Annotated in this window: 21 protein-coding genes; 7 read left to right on the plus strand and 14 right to left on the minus strand. The window is 47.9% G+C overall.

Annotated features, from left to right (window positions below; translation table 11 throughout):
- The first annotated feature begins 123 nt into the window (after nt 1-123).
- A complete protein-coding gene (locus tag K3G39_RS12480; protein WP_220626506.1) occupies nt 124-855 on the plus strand; it encodes a glycosyltransferase family 2 protein in 732 nt (243 codons plus the stop codon).
- Here the strand turns inward: K3G39_RS12480 and K3G39_RS12485 are convergent, their stop codons facing one another.
- The 7 genes from K3G39_RS12485 to mutY all read right to left on the minus strand — a co-directional run bounded on the left by K3G39_RS12485 (nt 856) and on the right by mutY (nt 9,144).
- Nucleotides 856-2,316 carry a hypothetical protein gene (locus tag K3G39_RS12485; protein ID WP_220626507.1) on the minus strand — a complete coding sequence of 487 codons (1,461 nt, stop codon included), beginning with the start codon at nt 2,314-2,316 and terminating at the stop codon, nt 856-858.
- A gap of 237 nt (nt 2,317-2,553) precedes the next feature.
- Nucleotides 2,554-4,650 (minus strand): ATP-dependent DNA helicase RecG, encoded by a 2,097-nt coding sequence (gene recG, locus K3G39_RS12490; protein ID WP_220626508.1) that lies wholly within the window; start codon nt 4,648-4,650, stop codon nt 2,554-2,556.
- Nucleotides 4,651-4,809: 159 nt separating this feature from the next.
- Nucleotides 4,810-5,298, minus strand: coding sequence for a DUF6252 family protein (locus tag K3G39_RS12495; protein ID WP_220626509.1), 489 nt, complete (start codon nt 5,296-5,298; stop codon nt 4,810-4,812).
- A gap of 185 nt (nt 5,299-5,483) precedes the next feature.
- A complete protein-coding gene (gene gldD, locus K3G39_RS12500; protein WP_220626540.1) occupies nt 5,484-6,038 on the minus strand; it encodes a gliding motility lipoprotein GldD in 555 nt (184 codons plus the stop codon).
- Between the two features lie 25 nt (nt 6,039-6,063).
- Nucleotides 6,064-7,434, minus strand: coding sequence for a gliding motility-associated protein GldE (gene gldE / locus K3G39_RS12505; protein WP_255594282.1), 1,371 nt, complete (start codon nt 7,432-7,434; stop codon nt 6,064-6,066).
- 25 nt (nt 7,435-7,459) lie between these two features.
- The gene (locus tag K3G39_RS12510) at nt 7,460-7,942 is read right to left on the minus strand and encodes a single-stranded DNA-binding protein (protein WP_220626510.1); all 483 of its coding nucleotides are present in this window, start codon (nt 7,940-7,942) and stop codon (nt 7,460-7,462) included.
- A gap of 110 nt (nt 7,943-8,052) precedes the next feature.
- Nucleotides 8,053-9,144 (minus strand): A/G-specific adenine glycosylase, encoded by a 1,092-nt coding sequence (gene mutY / locus K3G39_RS12515; protein WP_220626511.1) that lies wholly within the window; start codon nt 9,142-9,144, stop codon nt 8,053-8,055.
- Between the two features lie 354 nt (nt 9,145-9,498).
- On the opposite strand from mutY, the gene K3G39_RS12520 reads away from it, so the two are divergent.
- The 3 genes from K3G39_RS12520 (at nt 9,499) to K3G39_RS12530 (ending at nt 12,532) form a co-directional block, all read left to right on the plus strand.
- A complete protein-coding gene (locus K3G39_RS12520) occupies nt 9,499-9,804 on the plus strand; it encodes an HU family DNA-binding protein (protein ID WP_007655567.1) in 306 nt (101 codons plus the stop codon).
- A gap of 72 nt (nt 9,805-9,876) precedes the next feature.
- The gene (locus K3G39_RS12525; RefSeq protein ID WP_220626512.1) at nt 9,877-10,737 is read left to right on the plus strand and encodes a lipopolysaccharide assembly protein LapB; all 861 of its coding nucleotides are present in this window, start codon (nt 9,877-9,879) and stop codon (nt 10,735-10,737) included.
- 208 nt (nt 10,738-10,945) lie between these two features.
- The gene (locus K3G39_RS12530) at nt 10,946-12,532 is read left to right on the plus strand and encodes an Rne/Rng family ribonuclease (protein WP_220626513.1); all 1,587 of its coding nucleotides are present in this window, start codon (nt 10,946-10,948) and stop codon (nt 12,530-12,532) included.
- A gap of 86 nt (nt 12,533-12,618) precedes the next feature.
- On the opposite strand, the gene K3G39_RS12535 is transcribed toward K3G39_RS12530, so the two are convergent.
- Nucleotides 12,619-13,296, minus strand: coding sequence for a porin family protein (locus K3G39_RS12535; RefSeq protein WP_220626514.1), 678 nt, complete (start codon nt 13,294-13,296; stop codon nt 12,619-12,621).
- Nucleotides 13,297-13,363: 67 nt separating this feature from the next.
- On the opposite strand from K3G39_RS12535, the gene gldB reads away from it, so the two are divergent.
- Together gldB and K3G39_RS12545 are read left to right on the plus strand one after the other, a co-directional pair.
- Complete coding sequence (gene gldB, locus K3G39_RS12540; protein WP_255594283.1) at nt 13,364-14,359, plus strand: gliding motility lipoprotein GldB; 996 nt, start codon at nt 13,364-13,366, stop codon at nt 14,357-14,359.
- Nucleotides 14,360-14,388: 29 nt separating this feature from the next.
- Nucleotides 14,389-15,591 (plus strand): glycosyltransferase family 4 protein, encoded by a 1,203-nt coding sequence (locus K3G39_RS12545; RefSeq protein ID WP_220626516.1) that lies wholly within the window; start codon nt 14,389-14,391, stop codon nt 15,589-15,591.
- Between the two features lie 3 nt (nt 15,592-15,594).
- Here K3G39_RS12545 and K3G39_RS12550 read toward each other — a convergent pair whose 3' ends face one another.
- A complete protein-coding gene (locus K3G39_RS12550) occupies nt 15,595-16,128 on the minus strand; it encodes a hypothetical protein (protein ID WP_220626517.1) in 534 nt (177 codons plus the stop codon).
- A gap of 294 nt (nt 16,129-16,422) precedes the next feature.
- Here K3G39_RS12550 and K3G39_RS12555 point away from each other — a divergent pair, with 294 nt between their 5' ends.
- Entirely contained in the window at nt 16,423-16,944 is a 522-nt protein-coding gene (locus K3G39_RS12555; RefSeq protein WP_220626518.1) for a DUF4890 domain-containing protein, read from the plus strand.
- A gap of 70 nt (nt 16,945-17,014) precedes the next feature.
- Here K3G39_RS12555 and nth read toward each other — a convergent pair whose 3' ends face one another.
- From nth to K3G39_RS12580, 5 genes are all read right to left on the minus strand, one after another.
- Nucleotides 17,015-17,701, minus strand: coding sequence for an endonuclease III (gene nth / locus K3G39_RS12560; RefSeq protein WP_220626519.1), 687 nt, complete (start codon nt 17,699-17,701; stop codon nt 17,015-17,017).
- 19 nt (nt 17,702-17,720) lie between these two features.
- The gene (locus tag K3G39_RS12565) at nt 17,721-17,951 is read right to left on the minus strand and encodes a hypothetical protein (protein ID WP_220626520.1); all 231 of its coding nucleotides are present in this window, start codon (nt 17,949-17,951) and stop codon (nt 17,721-17,723) included.
- On the minus strand, nt 17,926-18,528 hold the full coding sequence (locus K3G39_RS12570) for an RNA polymerase sigma factor (RefSeq protein ID WP_007655595.1): 603 nt from the start codon (nt 18,526-18,528) through the stop codon (nt 17,926-17,928). Before K3G39_RS12570 ends, K3G39_RS12565 begins: the two co-directional genes overlap by 26 nt.
- Nucleotides 18,529-18,900: 372 nt before the next feature.
- Nucleotides 18,901-19,290 (minus strand): group III truncated hemoglobin, encoded by a 390-nt coding sequence (locus K3G39_RS12575; protein ID WP_220626521.1) that lies wholly within the window; start codon nt 19,288-19,290, stop codon nt 18,901-18,903.
- Nucleotides 19,291-19,447: 157 nt separating this feature from the next.
- Entirely contained in the window at nt 19,448-19,783 is a 336-nt protein-coding gene (locus K3G39_RS12580) for a hypothetical protein (RefSeq protein ID WP_220626522.1), read from the minus strand.
- Nucleotides 19,784-20,175 lie beyond the last annotated feature (392 nt).

Genomic DNA, 20,175 nt, shown 5'->3' on the forward strand with positions numbered 1-20,175 from the left:
GTTTAAGAAAGGCTGACTCCGTAGGGGGCAGCCTTTTTGTTTTATGGAATGCTATTGAGTGACTTTATGATCAAACGTGCGTAAACATACCTGAATACCGGAGTATAATTAATCTTGGAGTGTATGGGGGTAACATGCCTTATTCCATGCTATGATGAACGGGAACGTATTGCGGCCGTACTGGATGTGGTGACCAAAGTAAATGGTATACGGCAGGTAATCTGTATCGACGACGGGTCTTCTGACAACACGGCGACCATGGTCAGCCGGCAATGGCCCACAGTGCAGGTTATCCGGCTCAGCCAGAACCGGGGAAAGGCCGCTGCTATACAGTATGGACTCCAGTTTGTGCAGCACGAATCAGTTTTGCTGATGGACGCTGATCTGCAGGAGTTAGATGGGGCCGAGCTTGAAAGAGCCATCGCCGCTTTTCAAAACACTACAAAAGTCGATATGCTCATCCTGCGCCGTATCCGGTCGCCCTGGTTTGTGCGTTGGTACCGCAGCGATATATTGCTGTCGGGTGAGCGGCTCCTGCGGCGGAGCGACCTGGAAAAAGTGCTGTCCCAACCAGTAGCACGGTACCAACTGGAAGTAGCCATTAACCGCTATATGATCAAACGACGCAAACGGGTACGCTGGATGCCCTGGTCAGCCATGAATACCTACAAAGTAGACAAGCTGGGCGTGCTGGAGGGTTCTCGGAGGGAGTTTAAGATGTATGTTGAGATCGTGGACTATGTGGGTTTTGTGCACATGCTCGTGCAGCTGAGTTCCTTCACCCGAAAGCTCAAAAAGCAAAAAAGCATGACCAATGAGTGGTTGCGCTTCCTGTCAGGTATAAGAGTGTCTTGATTACTTGATCTGTAAACGACGTAGTTGCAGACTGTTCGCTTTTTTGGATGGCCGCACCACTGTTACCAGATCTCGCTCTGAAAGCCAGGCCGTAAAATCCTTTACATAGGCGATGTTCTTGTCGTTTGCGACATTCAGACCAGCGGCTTTTGGCGCTTCTGCTTTGCCGGTAGTCGTATCAATGCGTCGCAGGTATAGGTCATACTTGCCGTCCAGTTCTTCGAGCGTAAGCAGGTTGAGCGTGTTGCCTGTCAGGTGGTAACGGTACGATATACCTGTGAATGCTTCGTCAGAAGGGGCTTTCTGGTTTTTCATCAACACTGAGCTCCAGGCCGTACCCATAAACTGATCGTAAGCGAAAAGGTGAATCTCTTTGGCATAGTAAGGAGAATTCTCGCCACCTTCCATGTATTTCTTCTCGGCCAGCACGATCAGTTTTTCTTCCGGCGTCAGGATCAGGTCCGTCAGGTAAATATCTTCCAGGCGACTGGCTTTCGCTCCACTGCTTTTGTCCAGTTTGTTTACACTAGCTAAGTACTCAGAAGTAAACCCGAATTCCTCCGCAAACACCATGTCCTCGTTTTCAAAATCAAATTTTACGGCTTTCAGGCTATAATACTCGCCCGTTTTCTCATCGGCCGTGAGCACCACACCATACATATTGCCATTGGGCTGCAAAGCATACTTGCTATCCATAATGTAGACCTTCTTGCCGTCGAACATGCCGCCTACCAGCACCGACATACCTTTGGCAACCGGCGACTTGAGGGTATACTGTCGCACGGTCAGTCGCTCCATGTTTTCCGAAATCAGACTGATGAACTGATCGCCGGCATCGTTTACAGTCACTTCGGCGGACACAATGCCGCGCAGGTCGCTTAGGTCATATGTTGTGTCTTTTACTTTCTGAAGTCTGCCGTCGTACAGGCTACCGCTTATACCTTGCACCACCTGGTTGCCCGTCACATTAAAGCGATAAGCCAGGAGTTTAGTACCATCCGGCGACAGCGCTATACCTGTTTTGCGGGCATCAGCGGGAGCTTCGAGCAACAGTACCGGTTTGTCTTTCTGGCCATTCCGCAAGTCTATTCGGTGCGTATACAGCACCTGGTTTCCCTTTTCATCGTGACGGTGCGTAACCACCAGTGCCGCCTCCCCATTCTTAGCAAAAGCCTCCAGTGTTTCTTCGGCAGCAAGTGGAATAGTCGTTGACCAGGCTTTTTTGAGTGTGGCACTGTAGCGCTCTATGGCATACTCGCCCGGTTTGTTTCGGCTGAGGATCACAAAACCGTCGGTTCCAAGCGGAAGCGTCTTGCTGGTAATGCTTTGGTTATACTGGTCTTCTGCGTTATCAGGAAGGTAGGTGAAAGGTATAGCGGCTTTCTTGCCCTGGGCAATGGCATCTGTAGAGGACAAAAGCACCACCAGCAAAAGGAATGGCAAAAAATGAAGTGTTTTCAAGGTATAGGTTTTAGAAATTTCAGTGAGCAAAATGTGCTGCGTCAGGTATAGACAGGTCGAATATAGGATAAAATTGTTTCTCGTGGAACCAGCATAAATAAAACCTTTAACGCAAAATACCTAAAAACAGGTATAGCTTTACCAGTGCCGGAGTTCGTTTTCGGATACCATCCTGACAACTTTGTATACCTGTGCTATACCTAGTGAAGGCCCCTCAACACAAATTGAAAACAGATTTTAACTTATACGGCTCCAGTTAACCGTATTTACGCTCAGCGATTTGATATGCCGCATGATATTCTGGTTTTGAGGTTGCTCCAGCTGAGGGTCCTCGTTTAGCACACGTTGCGCGGCCGCACGCGCCTCCTGCAGAATAGGAGCGTCTTTAGCCAGGTCGGCGATGAGCAGGTCGAGCACACCGCTTTGCTGCGTACCCATCAGGTCGCCCGGTCCGCGCAGTTTCAGGTCGATGTCGGCAATCTCGAAGCCGTTGTTGGTGCGCACCATGGTTTCCAGTCGGGTCTTGCTATCCTTGCTCAGCTTATACCCCGTCATCAGGATACAGTAACTCTGCTCGGCGCCCCGGCCCACACGGCCCCGCAGCTGATGCAACTGCGACAGACCAAAGCGCTCTGCACTCTCGATAATCATCACCGAGGCATTCGGCACGTTCACACCCACCTCGATTACGGTAGTCGCCACCATGATCTGCGTCTCGTTTTTAACGAAGCGCTGCATTTCGTAGTCTTTGTCCTGCGCCTTTAGTTTGCCGTGCACCATGCTCACCTGGTATTCCGGGAAAGCTCTGCGTATACTTTCGTAGCCATCGGTCAGGTCCTTGTAGTCCATGCCTTCCGACTCTTCGATGAGCGGGTACACGATGTATACCTGACGGCCCAGCTTGATCTGGTCGCGCACAAACTGGAATACCCGCAGGCGGTGCGAGTCGAAGCGGTGCACCGTCACAATCTCTTTTCGTCCGGCTGGCATCTCGTCGATCACCGACACGTCCAGGTCGCCGTAGAGCGTCATGGCCAGGGTGCGGGGTATAGGCGTGGCCGTCATCACGAGCACATGGGGGATAATGCGCGGGTTCTTGCGCCACAGCTTGGACCGCTGCTCCACCCCGAAGCGGTGCTGCTCATCCACAATACAAAGACCCAGGTTCTGGAACTGCACCACATCTTCGAGCAATGCGTGCGTGCCCACGATCATCTTCATTTCGCCGGAGCGCAGCTGCTCGTGCAACACTTTGCGGTCCTTGGTTTTAGTGGAGCCGGTGAGTTTGCCGATGTTTATACCTAGCCGGTCAGCAAATGCCTTAAGGCCGGTGTAATGTTGGTCCGCCAGAATCTCCGTTGGGGCCATCAATACCGACTGTGCCCCATTGTCGGCAGCAATCAGCATGGTGATGAAAGCCACGATCGTTTTGCCCGAGCCTACATCGCCCTGCAGCAGGCGGTTCATTTGCTTGCCAGCCGTCAGGTCCTTGTGAATTTCCTTGATAACCCGCTTCTGCGCATTGGTCAGGTCGAAGGTCATGTGGTTTTTGTAGAACTCCGTTACCGTGGGTACCTGCCTGAACACTTGCCCGGCCAGATCGGCACGGCGCACTGTTTTCTGGCGAAGCAGACGCAGCTGGATGTAGAAGAGTTCCTCGAATTTGAGCCGGAACTTGGCGGCATTATACTTCTCGACCGACTGCGGAAAATGAATGTTGATCAGCGCATCCCGCTTGTTCATCAGGCGGTAATGGTCGATCAGTTCCGGCGAAAGCGTTTCGTGTATGTTTGGTGCTGCGACCTTCAGCAGTGCTTCCATCATGCGGGCAATCACTTTGCTCTCTACTCGGAAGGCTTTCAGCTTTTCAGTAGTATGGTATACTGGTTGCAGAAAAGAGGCCGTTTGTTTTTCCTCGCCCAACTCCTCCAGTTCCGGGTGGGCCATGTTCCACTTGCCATTGAAGGAAGTAGGCTTGCCAAATACGATGTAGTCGGTGTGGTTCTTCAGTGTCTTCTGCATCCACTTCACCCCCTTAAACCAGACCAGCTCCATTTCATTGCCGTCCTCGTCCACGAGTATGGCGGCCAGACGCTGCTTGCGGCCTTCGCCCAGTACTTCTTTGCCCCGCACACGCCCGCGCACCTGCACATAAGGCATGCTCTCGTCCAGCTCGGCTACTTTATAGAACTGGGTGCGGTCCAGGTACCGGAAGGGGTAGTGCTGAATGAGATCGCCGTAGGTATAGATATTGAGCTCCTTTTGCATCAGTTCAGCCCGCTGCGGCCCCACGCCTTTCAGAAATTCGATTTTGGTATGGAAGAAGTTGTTCAAGGATGTACGCTCAGGTTAGGTAAATAAGGTATAGCAGGTATACCTGACAAAAATAAGCAAAAGCCCCGACAGGTGTAAGCGCTAGCGGGGCTTTTGCTTTATGATTGGTAAGTTTGGTCACAGAGCTTGGGTTAAGCTTGAAGAATCATGTTTCCAAACTTAATATTCTACATAGATGGTGTTAAATGAGCCGTTGGTAATATCTGCGACCTCACCTGTAGTAGAATTTCGAGCTTTAAAATGAAAGGTTCCGGCTACAGTTTTTTTAGATTTGTTGATTTCATTAATTGAAAGTATACCTGTGTAATCTGTATCTGTTTCAAATTCATCAGATGCAATACTTTTATCATAGTACCCTCTGCTTAAAGTGTCAGACAGCACATAGTTCTTGATTGTAATAGTGTTCCCATCCAGAATACTGAAATATATTCTATCTGAACCAGAAGAAGCCCGTATTGCCAGAACGCTATCACCATAAAGTAACTTGGCTGTAAGTGGGCTTGATTTGAAATCGCCAGCACTGCTGGGCCACCACCTTTTACCATCTATCTCTGCACAGAAGGCCTCATTTTCGCATAATTTATCTTTATCGCATGCCGACAGGAGTATTATAAGCAGCAACAGGTTAAGTCTAAGAAGTCGTTTCATAGCAGTAGTAGTTGGCTTACTAAATATAGTGAATATCAATTTATTATACCTAAAGCGCAGTTTCTGTTTTTAGTAGAAAGGCTATTCCAAATTGGCATTGAACGTCTGAACTCAAGAGAAACAAAAAAGACCGTAGGTATACCCACGGTCTTTTGACTTTTTCACAAATTTTTCTGTCGGGAAACTTACTTCTTATCCTTAAATTCCAGCGTGTTCAGCATATGCACAATATCCTTCTTCACATACTCAATTACAGGAGCCAGTGAGTCGTTTTGAGTGGCAGTTCTGAAGTAGAGCGCTCCCCGGAAGAAATGCGTGGTGGTATCGGTCACATAGAACTGAAACTGGCTTGGAATTTCGCCTTCCAGTTCAAATACCGAAACAATATCTCCCTGCGGTGTCCGAACCTCTGTTTCTTCAATTGAATAAGCCTTTATTTGATGTTTGCCCGTTAGTTTGCGGGCGTCTTCGATAAGGTTGTTCAACATTTTCGGATCATTGTTGATAGCCTTGTAAGTCAGTTGCACGTTGGCTCCCAGGCTTGGATAGATGATGTTGATCCAATGTGGCTGAGCAATCATCGAGGAGTCGGGCCGGATCTTGGCGTGCTTCGAATATTCAAAGGTATAAGGGTGCTCGTCCTGCAACTGCTGGTAAGTGGCGGCTGGCAGGTCGATGCGGTTGTAGCCTTTTGGTTTGGGAGTATACTCAGCATTACAACCGGCAATAGCCAGGGCCATACCTGCCCACAGGACCATCTGCAGTTTAGCTGACTTTATGATAGTGCTCTTTTTTGCTTGCGACATTAATCTTAACTCGTTTTACACGCTTATTGTCCGCCGACTCCACCGTAAAGAAATAGCGACCATACGCTACTTCCTCGCCTACATAAGGGATGCGGCCAAAGAGAGCCAGCATCAATCCGGCCACTGTTTCGTGCTCGCTTTTCACCTCGTTAAAGGCATCGAACGGAACCTCTGTGATCTTACAAAAGTCGTGCAGCGATGTTTTACCGTCAAAGATAAAGGTATTTTCGTCGAGTTGAGAGTAAATGATCTCGTCCTCGTCATCAAACTCGTCATTGATCTCACCTACAATCTCCTCAATCACATCTTCCATCGTAAGCAAGCCAACCGTAGTGCCGTACTCGTTCACCACAATGGCCATGTGCACGTGCTTCTCCCGGAAGTCCTGCAGCAGGTTGGAAATGTGCTTGGTCTCCGGTACAAAAAATGGTGCTCTGATCAGGTTCTGCCATTTAAAGTCAGCTCCTTTGTCGAGGTGAGGCAGCAGGTCTTTTACATAGAGTATACCGTCGATACTGTCGGTGCTTTCGGTGTAAACGGGCACGCGCGAATAGCCCCATTGAATGATTTGAGGGAGAAGCTCCGGCAGTGTAGCGCTCTGAGGGAATGCCACAATATCCATACGCGGGCGCATGATCTGCCTTACCGTTATCGAACCGAAGTTTACGATGCCTCGCAGGATTTTGCGTTCTTCTGGCGAGGTTTCGTCATTGGACAAGGCCACATCCAGGCTGTGATGGAGTTCCTCGAGCGTCTGGCTGTAAGTCCGGACCCGGTAACGTTTATCAATGTAAGAGCTTATGCGTGTCAGTAACCAGGCAAGCGGTTTCAGCACAGGGGCTAAAGCGGCAAGTATAGGGGCCATGCGCTCAGCAATGGCAGGTCCGTGCTTGCGGGCGTATACCTTGGGTAGCACTTTACCAAAAAATACGATCAGGAAAGTAACAACCAGCACACTCAAAAGTAGGGTAAGGGTTGTTAAATTTGCAGAACCGGACGCCTGCCACACAATATAGGCGCAGAGGGTAATGATACTGACATTAATCGCATTGTTGATGATCAGGAGGGAAGCCAGTAACTGGCGGGGGGCCTGCAGCAGATGGTGCACCAGTTGAAGCTTTTTGTCTTTGCTCGTTCTGGCTTTCTCGATCTCTTGTGGGGAGAGAGAGAAAAAAGCTGCCTCTGCCCCCGAGGTGAGGGCAGAGAGCAGCAATAAGATAAAGCAGGCCGAGATGGCTGCGATATATTCAATTCTAAGTAAAGCTGTCGCGCTTTGTAAAAGTTGCAGTAAGCTATAACTTAGGGGGTCTCCAGAATCTAAACTGTCCAAAATTAGATAGTTAGGTTAAACATAGTTAGAACGGCAGGTCGTCTGGCTCGTCGTTCTGGAAGGCAGAAGCATTGCCCTTGCCTGATGAGGCGGCACTACCCTGACCTGATGAAGATTGCCCCGAGGGCTGCGATGAAGTACCACCCTGGAAGCCTCCTGAGTTGCCATTACCGCCTTCACGGGCGCTGAGCATGGTCATGTTATCAGCTACGATCTCGGTGCTGTAACGCTGCACGCCTTCTTTGTCCTGGTAGCTGTTGGTGCGTATCTTACCTTCGATGAAGACAGACTGCCCCTTGCGCAGGTACTTTTCGGCTACTTCAGCCAGTCCACGCCATAACACGATGTTGTGCCACTCGGTGCGCTCCTGGCGCTCGCCGCTTTTGTCTTTGAATGTTTCTGAAGTAGCGATCGGGAAACGTGCTACCGCTACGCCGCCTTCGAGGTGGCGAACTTCTGGGTCCTTACCGAGGTTGCCGATAAGGATTACTTTGTTAACACTTGCCATGTCTTTTTTTGTTAAATATTAAATTGATTTGGGCTACTCCGACAACCAAGCCGGAGGCAATTATGGCTACTGAACCTTTAGAATGCATTTTCAAGCAGAAAAGTTTCAGTTTATAAATTTAGTAAAATCTTCTCATCTTTCAAATAACTATTGATAAGAATTGGCTTTGGCAATGCCTCTATTTTTTCAGGTGAATAAGGTACCAGTCGCGCCTCCTGCAAAACCTCTTCATTTAAACGAAAATCAAGCCGGATCAGATAAAATCGAGCCGTAATTTTCTGGTGACTGAGCACGTGTTTATACTCCTTGCGGGGTGGCAAAAGGTGAGATTCCTGTACGGCTATACCTGCGTCGTTTAGCTCTTTCAACAGTGTGGCAATGTTAAGTATTTTAGAGTCGCTTTCGTGCAGATAAAAATCGTAAAGACCCTCCCATATGTCGCCGCTAAGCCTTTTGCGCATATAATACTGCCCCTCGTGCTCAAAAACCATGTAATGGAAGAAGCGTGGCCGGGCAGCTTTTGCCTTTGACTTAACAGGAAGTTCCTGCACCAGGCCATGTGTAAAAGCAAAGCAGGACTGCTGCAACGGGCAGAACAGACAGTCGGGCATGACAGGTGTGCACTGTATGGCTCCAAACTCCATGATAGCCTGGTTGAATGTGTCCGGTGCATCGGCAGGTATAAGCTCATCGGCTAACCGTTGAAACACCTTACGCGAAGCCGGAGCCGCAATGTCATCTGACAAACCAAATACCCGGGCCAATACTCTGAACACGTTCCCATCCAGCACCGCGACTTTTTCCCGGAATGCAAATGAGGCGATTGCGGCAGCCGTGTAGCTTCCCACCCCGCGCAGTTTCAGCAGTTCATCATACCTATCGGGGAACGCACCGCCATATTCCTGTACAATCTGCTGAGCTGTGTGGTGCATGTTGCGGGCCCTGGAGTAGTAGCCAAGTCCCTGCCAGAGGCGCAGTACTTCGTCCTGAGGGGCAGCAGCGAGATGCTGTGCAGTGGGGTAAGCCTCGGCAAAGCGCTGAAAGTAGGGCAGGCCTTGTGCCACACGCGTCTGTTGCAGGATCACTTCTGAAAGCCAGATCAGGTATGGATCGGTGGTCTCGCGCCAGGGCAGGGCTCTTTTGTGGCGCTGGTACCAGTCAATAATTGTCTGAGCAAACAAAGGGTTTGGCTTATTTTCCATAGTTGAGAAAAGGTAATTGAGGTGGGGAGTGGAAACAGACAAAGGTAAAGTTTTGTTCTGGAATGGAGTTACAGGGAATTTGTAAAATAATGGTATCTGTCTAAAATATAAGCACATAGCCCGCGTTAGGTTGGAGGCAGGTTGGCACGGGTATTGTAGCAGTGTGCCAGGCGGAAAGGGGCTGAGCTCTATAGGTTTAGGCAGGGCACAATCTGTAATAATTTAGTGCTAAAGCTTTTACTTGTCGAAAAGTAGGTATACCTTTGTGCCCCGAAAAATGGAGAACGACAGCGCTGTGGTTCCTCCTGAAAAATAGAAAGTTAACTTATTACTAATTTATAAAAATCTAAGAAAGTGACTAAAGCAGAAGTAATATCAGAAATTGCTGATAAAACAGGGATTGATAAGGCTGATGTGCAATCTACCATCGAGGCGTTTTTCAAAGTAGTGAAAGACTCAATGGCTGACGGCAACAACATCTACGTGAGAGGTTTTGGAAGCTTTGTAAATAAGAAGCGCGCTAAGAAAGTGGCCCGTAACATTTCAAAGAATACGTCCATCATTATTGATGAACACTTTATTCCAAGCTTCAAGCCATCCAAGACCTTTATTGCTAAGATTAAGAACAGCAAAAAGATCAAAGAACTGGCTCATTCTTAATTCTTTCGTATATTTGCCGGTTGCTTAAAAGTTAATCATTTAAATTACAGTTACTTAAAGAAACAGGAACATATGTCACGCGCTCAAATACTGATACTGGTTGCAGCAATCGCATTGGCAGCGGCTATGTTTTTACTGCCAAAGGTGGTTGTAACAAAGGATGATAGCACTGTAGCTGCCGAACAAACCTCTGCTTTGCCTGAGGGACACTCTGAGGACGATGGTCATGACCATGGTGCTGCACCAGCCGCCGCGGCTGACGGAGTGCATTCGATGGCTACACCAGAGCAGCTGATGGAACTTGCCACAGTGCGTGCACGCTATAACAAGGCTTCTGATACTAAAACACGTGGTTTGCTGGCCGGTGAGCTGGCAGCAGCGTATGCTTCAGCAAGCAAGTTTGATAGTGCAGGTTACTATTACGAAGTAGCCGCTGAAGCGCGTCCGGGTGAGAAGAATTACCGGAAAGCCGGTGATCAGTACTTTGAAGCCTTTACCTACGCAGCAACACAGCAGCGGGCCAGTGAAATGGGCGGTAAGGCACGTGAAATGTACGAGCAGGTGCTCAAGAACAACCCTTCGGACATGGATGCGAAAACGAACGTAGCCATGACTTACATTGCCAGCGAAAACCCGATGCAGGGAATTACGCTGCTGCGTGAGGTGATTTCGGCAGACCCGAAAAACCAGAAGGCGCTGTTTAACCTGGGTATTCTGTCAGTGCAGTCCGGACAATGGGACAAGGCCGTTGAGCGTTTCCAGGAACTGGTAACAGTTAACCCGGAGCACGTAGAAGGTACTTTTTACCTAGGTGTGTCGCTGGCTGAAACCGGCAAGAAAGAAGAAGCAATCAGGACTTTCAACAAAGTGAAAACGATGAGCAGCGACCCTGCTCTGACTGCTTCTGTTGACGAGTACCTGGCAAAAATGTAATAAAAGAAATAATCATTTAATAAAAATTTCAAGACTATGCCTTGCGGAAAGAAAAGAAAAAGACATAAGATTGCTACTCACAAGAGAAAGAAGCGTCTAAGAAAAAACAGACATAAGAAGAAGTAATTTCTTCTGCGTTTATTGAGGCCCACATTGCTTCTGCAATTGTGGGCTTTGGTCTATACATCCAACTAATCTTTGAGAGAAATTGAGTAACGAGCTTATTATCAATTCTACTCAGGATGGAGAGCGCATCGCCCTATTACAGGACAAGAGACTGGTGGAGTTTCACCACGAAAAGAAGGATACAAACTACATTGTAGGTGATATCTTTCTGGGAACTGTAAAAAAGGTAATGCCAGGCCTAAACGCCGCTTTTATTGACATTGGCTACCACAAGGATGCATTTCTGCATTACCATGATCTGGGAGCCAATATCAAAACCCTGAACAAGTATGTAAAGGCGGCACAGACACAGAAGAACGCTTCTGCAAAGCTTAACCAGACTAAATTCGAGCCAGAAATTGACAAGCTCGGTAAGATCGCTGATGTTCTGAAAAAGGGACAACAGCTCTTGGTGCAGATTGTCAAAGAGCCGATATCCACCAAAGGACCGCGTCTTTCTTGCGAGCTTTCTCTCGCCGGTCGTTACCTGGTGCTCGTACCGTTTTCCAACACGGTAAGCGTATCCAAAAAGATCGTTAGCAAAGAAGAACGCACGCGACTCAAGCGCCTGATCACCTCGATCAAGCCTGAGAACTTTGGTGTGATTATCCGGACAGTGGCAGAAGGCCGTGAGGTAGCAGAACTCGACAGAGACCTGCGCAACATGGTGGAAAGCTGGGAAGAAGGCTTTAAATCGCTGAAGATAGCCAAACCCAATGACAAGATCATCGGGGAATTGGGACGTTCTTCGTCCATACTGAGAGACTTAATGAACGAAAGCTTTGACAACATAGTAGTGGACGACGAGTCACTCTATGACGAGATCAAAGCATACATCGGTAGCATTGCGCCAGACAAAGTAAAAATTCTGAAGCATTATACCGGTAAGACAAAAACCTTTGAACACTTTAACATTGAGCGGCAACTAAAGGCTGCTTTCGGTAAAACAGTGACCATACCAGGCGGCGGATACCTGGTAATAGAGCACACCGAAGCCCTGCACGTAGTCGATGTGAACAGTGGGAATAAATCTAATACCGAAACCGATCAGGAAGCTACCGCGCTGAACGTGAATATGATGGCCGCCAAAGAAGTGGCCCGTCAGCTGCGGCTCCGGGATATAGGTGGTATCATTGTAATTGACTTCATCGATATGAAGTCGCCCGAGAACCGCCAAAAAGTATACGAGGTAGTCAAAGAGGAACTGAAGAGAGACCGATCCAAGTCGACAGTTCTGCCTATCTCAAAGTTCGGCCTGATGCAGATCACGCGTCAGCGTGTAAGGCCGGAGCAGAATATCGTGACCGGCGAGGTATGCCCAACATGCAACGGTACCGGCAAAATATCTGCCAGCATTCTGATTACTGATGAAATAGACGTAGCGGTAGACGACCTGCTCACGCGACACAACCATAGGAGTCTGACATTGTATGTACACCCTTTCCTGTACTCATATTACACCAAAGGGCTGTTTTCAAAGCAGATGAAATGGTTCTTCCACTACTTCAAGTGGGTGAAATTTGTAAAAGATACTTCGCTCGGCATTACCGACTTTAAAGTAATGGACGACAAAGGCGAAGAGATAGAACTGCGCACCGCCCTGACGGAGGTGAACGAGGTGCAGGAATAAAAAATTTTAATCGGATTCAACTGGCAACAAAAAAGCCGCTCTGTACATTCAGAGCGGCTTTTTTGACTATTGGGCTGTGCTATACCTTAGAACTTGATACCAACATCAATAGACACACCGTTATTTTTTATGGCTAGGTTTTTATCGTTCAACTGTTTTTTATAATAGTTATCGATGTTGTTTAGACCGCGCAGGTAGGTGAAGCCTCCAAACAGTTTAGTGCTCTGGCCAAGTTGCATTTCTGCACCGGTGCCCAGTACTGCACTGGTCTCAAATACATTGAAGCGTTTGGCTGTCTTTTCGCCATTGATCACTTTTTTCTGATCTACCTGTCCAGAAACTTTAGTGCCGAGCGCGCCACCCACTTGGAAGTATAGTACTATGTCAGGAGCTATCTCATTTGTGAAAAGCTTAAGCGTAAGCGGTATTTCAAGATACTGCACAGTCAGTTCATCAGTTTCTTTGACAGGTGTTACTACTCCGTCTCCAGTTTCGGCCATATAGGTGTAGCTTATTTTAGAGCCTTTGCCGCGATAAATTAACCCAGAGCTGAAAGCATAGTTGTTCGAAAAGAAATAGTCGCCGACTACGCCTACACCTAATCGCAGGGCGCTGTTAGACTTCTCAAAGTTATGTCGGTCTTCAGCTATGAAACGGTTGCCCGAAATAGTAGGAGAAAACTGTATACCGATTTCCATCTGGGCCATTGCAGTGGAAGAAAAGCCCAAAAATAGCAGCAGGAAGGCTAGTTTTTTGAATTGCATGTTAATTTGTCGCGTTAATTTATTCTAATACGGGATAACCCTGTATTTTTGTATTAAATATTCGGCAATGTATCACAGATTATTATTACTAGCAACCATCCTATTGCTTTTTAGCTGCAAGAAGAAGGCCGGCTGCGACATACCTGAAGAAATTGAACGTATACCTGTAACGGTAGAGATAGAGCGACTCGAGAAGCCTTTTTTTGCGGCAAACTCCAGGCAGGATATTTCCACTTTCCTGGACAGTAACCCAATATTTACTGAACGATTCCTGCAGCGCAAAAATTATCCATCTGACTCAGCAGTAATCAATGCGCTTTATAACCTGGCGTCCAACCCTGAGCTCCAGAAGCTGGCCCAAGAGGCGGATACCACTTTCGGTGATATGGCCACAGAAAAGCAGCAGCTCGAAACCGCTTTCAAACATATAAAATATTACTATCCTGAGTTCAGCGAGCCGCAGGTGAAAACTTTCGTTTCCGGTCTGAACCAGGACCTGCTCGTGTCGGACAGCCTGCTGGTGTTTGGTATTGACTTTTTTATCGGCAAAGATGCCAGTTATCGCCCGGATACCTACGACTATATTCTGAAGCGTTATGAGCGCCCGAACATGGTGCCGGCTGCCATGCTGCTGTTGTCTAACCGATTCAACAAAACGAACTTCCTGGAACGGAGCTTGCTCGCCGAAATGGTGAACACAGGCAAGGCCTACTATTTCGTGAAATCCATTATGCCCTGTGCACCGGACTCTACCATTATCGGGTATAGCGGGCAGCAGCTGGCCGATGTGCATCACAACGAAGGTCGTATCTGGGCACACTTTGTTGAGCAGAAACTGCTTTATGAGAAGAGTCCGTTCGTAGTGAACAAGTACATTGGTGAGCGTCCTAACACGCCCGAGATCGATGCCACGTCCCCTGGTCGTCTTGGCACCTGGGTAGGATGGCAGATCGTGCGCAGGTATATGGAGCGCAATCCGAAGGTAACACTGCAGGAACTGATGGCTGAAGACGATCACCAGAAAATATTTAACGAATCGAAATACAAGCCTGAGAAGCGGTAGTACCATACTTCGCCTCTATACCTGCGCGCATGCACATAGCTATTTTCAACCAGCACCATCACAACCCGGACTGCCCTTCAACTTGCCGGCACTATACCTTTATGGAGTACCTTGCCAAGCGGCATAAGGTAAGCCTGATCTCGAGTAGCGCCTGGAAGCAGCTTCGCATTACGGACAGGTATAAGTGGGTGCCGGAGGGAGTAGACCTCTACGAGCAGGAGGTGCCCTATAGCAACAAAATGGGCGTGCGCAGGCGACTGGTTTCTTATGGTGGATTCGCTGCTTACAGCCTTGCTAAAGGCCTTTCTATACCTAAGCCTGATGTGGTTTGGGGGGTATCTACGCCGCTTACTACACCTTGGATGGCAGCCCGTGTGGCGAAGATGCGTGGTATTCCGTGGGTGTTTGAGGTACAGGACCTATGGCCCAGCTTCCCCATTGAGATGGGCGCCGTAAAGCGGGAGTGGTTGAAGCGCCGCTTGTTTAGGCTGGAGAAGAGTCTTTACCAGAGTGCCAACCACATCATCACGCTTTCTCCGGACATGGAAGATTATGTAGTCAGCCAAGGTATAGCGCGTGATAAAGTAACCACCATCCTGAATGGCACCGACCTTGAAATGGCCGATGCAGCGACTCCTGAGAAAGTGGCAGCACTCCGCAAGCAGTACCTACTCCAGGGTAAGCGCGTGGTGTTGTATGCGGGCACCTTTGGCCGGGCCAACGATATACCTACCATTATGCAGGCAGCGGAGGCAATGACCAATCAGCAGGACATTGTGTTTGTGCTCGCTGGAGGCGGCTATTATGATGATGAGCTCCGGAAGCTATCGCTGCGCCTGCCTAACCTGGTGCTGCTGCCGCCACAACCACGGCCTGATGTGTTCACGTTATTTAAGCTGGCGGACCTGTCGCTTATAACTTTCAACGATTTGCCTGTACTGGCCTCTAATTCCCCGGCTAAGCTATACGATAGCTTGGCTTGCGGTGTGCCTGTGCTGGTGACTAACCCTGGTTGGACAAAGACATTCGTGGAGCAACATAACTGCGGCTGGTATTGTCCGGCTGGTCAACCCCAGCTACTGGTTCAGAAAATAAGAGCGATCCTCTCAGATCAGGAAATGCGACAACAGGCCGGGCAAAACGGGCAGTCTATCGCCCGGCAGCTGTTCGACCGCCAGCAACTGGCTGCTCAGGTAGAGCAGATTCTGTTGCAGGTAGCAGGCAAGGTATAGCGTTTAATCTTTGATGCTCGCCGACAGGTGTCTGAAGTCATCTTGTAGCTGCGGAGCGTTTGCGGCAAGTGTCCAGCAGATCACTTTGTAGAAGTGCGTTTTTGTCTCTACAGCTGTGATGAGCATAAAGAAGTCGCCATCCTCATCGGTCCACTTCAGTTCATTTTGCGCAAGCCGGTTTCCGTTCGATTCGAAAGACTTCGTTTTGCTTAGTTTGCGTCTCTTTTCCTCTTTCTTGTAGTCAGCGGCGAAGCTTTCCAGAAAATCGGTCGCATTCTCAAACTTCATTCCCCTCAACTCAAGCTCATCTTTAGAGTCCTCGATCACGATGGTATATGCTTCTTTGTTTTTGTTGAAGTACTGCAGACTGGCGACATCATTCAGTTCATAGGTTTTCACCATGTAGCTTGGTATTTCCATGGTATAGGAATGTCCGCCTTTGCGCTCGGTGAACTGCGTTTGGGCCTGCGCCGCCGAAAAACTACCCAAGAGCAACAGGAAGAATACAACTAATTTGATGGGTGTAGAAGTTTGCATAAGCTTGGAATGGTATATTGATAAATAGCTAAATATAGGGATATGCATTTATTCTAGCGAAATTATTTTTAGTTCCTGATAGGTATAGACGCGGCTCAGGTATAGCATATTTTCAAATTGCCTTCTACTTTGTTCAGATATATACTCTTACAAACCAGTTGCTTGTGATGCTGTGCAAGTGATGCGTGAGTTTTTGGCACAGCCTTTGTTTAAGCAGGTATAGCAGAGCACATGTGCAAATCCAAACTTTGTAATTGATCGAACTAACCATCAAATCTTAAAGGAGAAAGTAATATGAAGAAGTTAATAGCAGCCTTTTCGCTGGGTATATTAGTTGCTGGCAGCAGCGCTTACGCCCAGACTACAACCAAGCAGCAAGACCAAAAGCCACGCAGCGAAATGCGGGGAGCCATGAAAGACAGAGCGCAGAAAAGCCCTGAGGGAATGGCGCAGATGAAAACCGATAGAATGGCGCAGAAGCTGGAGCTGAGTGCATCGCAGAAAAATCAACTGCAGGAGCTGAACATGCGTCAGGCACAGGAAATGAAAACAATGCGCGAAAGCCACAAAGCGACTAGAGAGAAAACAGCTGAACAGCGGACTCAGATGAAGGAAGACAGAAAAGCTAACCATGAAAAGTGGCAGACCGAACTGAAGAGCATCTTGTCAGCAGAGCAGTATGCAAAATACGAAGCCGACCATGAGCAAATGAAGCAGAAGCGTGTAGACGGCAGAAAAGGCATGAAGCCTGGTGAACACAAACAATCTGGCGAGCACAAGAAGAGAGGCGAGTTTAGAAAGCAGCAGCAGGGGTAGTAATCCCTTCCTAAAATCCCATAGTTAAAGCGGGGGCGGACCACCAAGTGTCTGCCCTCGCTTTTTATATTTAGGCTATACCTCCGACTTTGTTCTCAGGATCGTCAGGTATGTTGGGGTAGTGCTTCTGAAAGAAAGCGCAGAAATGCGTGAGTGGGCATTCCTCACACTTTGGCCGTCGGGCGATGCAGATGTAGCGCCCGTGCAAGATGAGCCAATGATGCGCTTTGGCGATAAGTACCTGCGGGAGGTTGGCGACTAGCTCTTTCTCCACTTCCAGCGGTGTTTTGGCTGTCTTAGAAACAAGGCCCAGTCGCTTGCTCACCCGGAACACATGCGTATCTACTGCCATAGCCGGCTGATTCCAGATCACTGAGACGATTACGTTGGCTGTTTTACGACCCACCCCCGGCAGCTTCACCAGCTCCTCCACCGTACTCGGTACTTCGGCATTAAACTGCTCCACAAGCATTCTGCCCAGTCCAGCCAAATGTTTCGCTTTGTTGTTTGGGTATGAAATGCTCCTGATAATTGGAAAAATCTCTTCCGGCGTGGCTGCAGCCAGGTGCTCAGGTGTCGGAAATGCTTCGAACAGGGCAGGCGTTACCATGTTCACGCGTTTATCGGTACACTGGGCGCTGAGCACCACAGCCAGTATCAGTTCGTAGGGATTGGAATAGGCCAGCTCGGTTTCCGGATCCGGAAAGTTCTGGGTAAAGTGCTCGATCAGCAGCTTGTAGCGTTCTCGTTTGCGCATAAAAAAAGTTTGCAGTCGGTTAAGACTGCAAACTTAAGCTTTTTGAGTAATTTAAAATGTTGTCGATAGACCGCTTGCCTGGGCTTTTGGCTGCACTGTCCAGCAGACGCTGGAGAAGCATGAGATCAGAGCAGCTCTCAGCCAGCTCGTTGTCGTGCATCAATGCTGTTTCCAGTTGCTCGCGGGCAGGGTCTGCCAACTCATCGTATACGTACTGGATCAGCTCATTCTGAGTAGAGGTTTTTATCATAAGCAATCGTGCTGTTTAGCATCTTTTTTCTTAGGTTGATTAATGCGTAGCGCATACGACCCAAAGCTGTGTTGATGCTCACACCGGTTGCCTCAGCTATTTCCTGGAAGCTCATATCAGCATAATGACGCATCATGAGTACTTCCCGCTGCGCTTGTGGCAGCGTTTGGATCAGCTCGCGTAGTCGGGCGTGGGTGTCCTCCTTTATTTGTTGTGACTCAGCGGAGTCTTCAGCAAAAGACAAGGCATTGAACACATTACTGCCGTCTTCCAGCGTGATCATCGGGCTACGTTTCTCTTTACGGAAAAAGTCGATTGCCAGGTTATGGGCAATACGGCATATCCAGGAAGAGAATTTGCCTTCTTCGTTATACCTGCCGCCTTTCATGGTGTGGATTGCCTTTATAAAAGCATCCTGCATGAGGTCCTCAGCGGTATACGTGTCTTTAACAATCAGTAAGATCGTAGTGAATACTTTGTTCTTGTGTCTGTTTACTAGCTGTTCAAACGCATTTTCGTTACCTGCGATGTAGAGCGAGACTAAAGCAGAGTCGCTCAGCTGGGTAGTTGTATTCATCGTAAAGCTACATTAGTTTAACGTAGAGCTTTATATCATATTGTTGCGTTAGGCTTGAAGAACAAATATTTTTATGAAGTGTAAATCAAATATAGAGAAAGCATTTTGACTGTGCAAAAAAAGCCTGGTTTCCTTAACAAAAAATATTAAAGATGCTCTATGCCTGTCAAAAATTCTTGTTCACTAATATACGTTGATATAGTATAAGTGTATATAATCTCAGTTAAATTAATTTTTCAACATATAGAAAATACGTATTGAGCGTAATACGCCACTGCGTAGGTATACGTAGCAGGTCAACTGACAAAAAAAGCGGCAGCCCGCTGGGTATAAACCAGTAAGCTGCCGCTTTCGCGTTGTTGTTTTGTCTGTTCAGGAAGTAAATTCTTTCCCGATGATGCCGATAAGGCCCATTTTCATCTGGAAAACCTGTGCAATGCTCGTTGCCTTTTGTTTCAGTTCTTTTGTCTTTCCCCCTTCAAACAGCGTATCGGCTGTCTCGTTAAAAAGTGCCACCCAACGGGCAAAATGCTGTCCGTCTATAGGCAGGCGCATGTGCTTGGGGAAGGGCTGCCCTTTGTAAGCCATGGTGCCGAAAAGCACTGAGCTCCAGAAATTGTACATGATGGGTAGGTGATGATCCCAGTTCACGTTAGCAAAGCCATTGAAAATAGGCCCCAAGAGGTCGTCTTCGTTTACCCTGGCGTAAAACGAGTCAACCAGCAGTTTTATATCCTGTTCGTCTTTAATATCTTCCTTCATTTGCTGCAAATTGAAACCTTGTAGGATATCAAAATTACCAGCACGCGAGCACGAGAAAAATGACATTGGTCATTATAGGCACTAAAAAGCATAAAAAATCCTTCGCAAGAGCCTGGTGCCTGTACGAAGGATAAGTTTGTTGATCATAAGTTGCCTATTATTCGCGGTTGTAACGCTTCAGGCGATTCAGGATCAGGAGCAGACGACGGTTTATTTCGCGCTCCTCTACAGGTTTGCACTGTGCGGTGATGTCGGCAGGGCGTTTCAGTTTGGCCTCTACTGCTTTCAGATGTTCCAGGTAGCACTCAATAGTGGTGCACGAGACATTCTGATACTGCAGTCCTTCCCCGTCAGCTACTTTGCTGTTGAGGTTAATTGCATTTGCAATTTCAGTGTTAATCAATTGTGTAACGTCAGAGCTAGAAGTAATTTCTTGCTGGTACACCTTCTTCTCGATGTTCTCCAATAATTTGCGGATGTCCAGTTGTTCCATGTTGTCGATATTTTTAATTTTTTATAATCTATAAAGCCGGCAAAGCCTTCCCAAGATACGGACCCGGGTTGGTTGCGTTAACCCCTAAAAGGATTGTTAATAAAAGCATAATGTGGCGCTGTAGGCACCGGAAGCATGCGCGGGCATAGGTTGGAAATAGCTGGCATGCAGGAGACGGCTGTTGGCTGAGGGGGTGGTCGCTCCTTAAATAATTATACTTCTATATAGGAGCGAGTGTTGCAATCTAAAGTATAAAATTCTAAATAATTTTATACGGTGTAAGTAATCAGCCATTTACAATTTCTTCGATAACCACTCCTTTCAGCTTCCTTTATAAGCTTAGGTAGAAAGGCCACTATCCGCAGAACCTGATAAACTACTCCGTTCCTGCT

It is taken from the genome of Pontibacter sp. HSC-14F20 (genome assembly GCF_019599265.1).
In the GTDB taxonomy this organism is placed as follows: Bacteria; Bacteroidota; Bacteroidia; order Cytophagales; family Hymenobacteraceae; genus Pontibacter.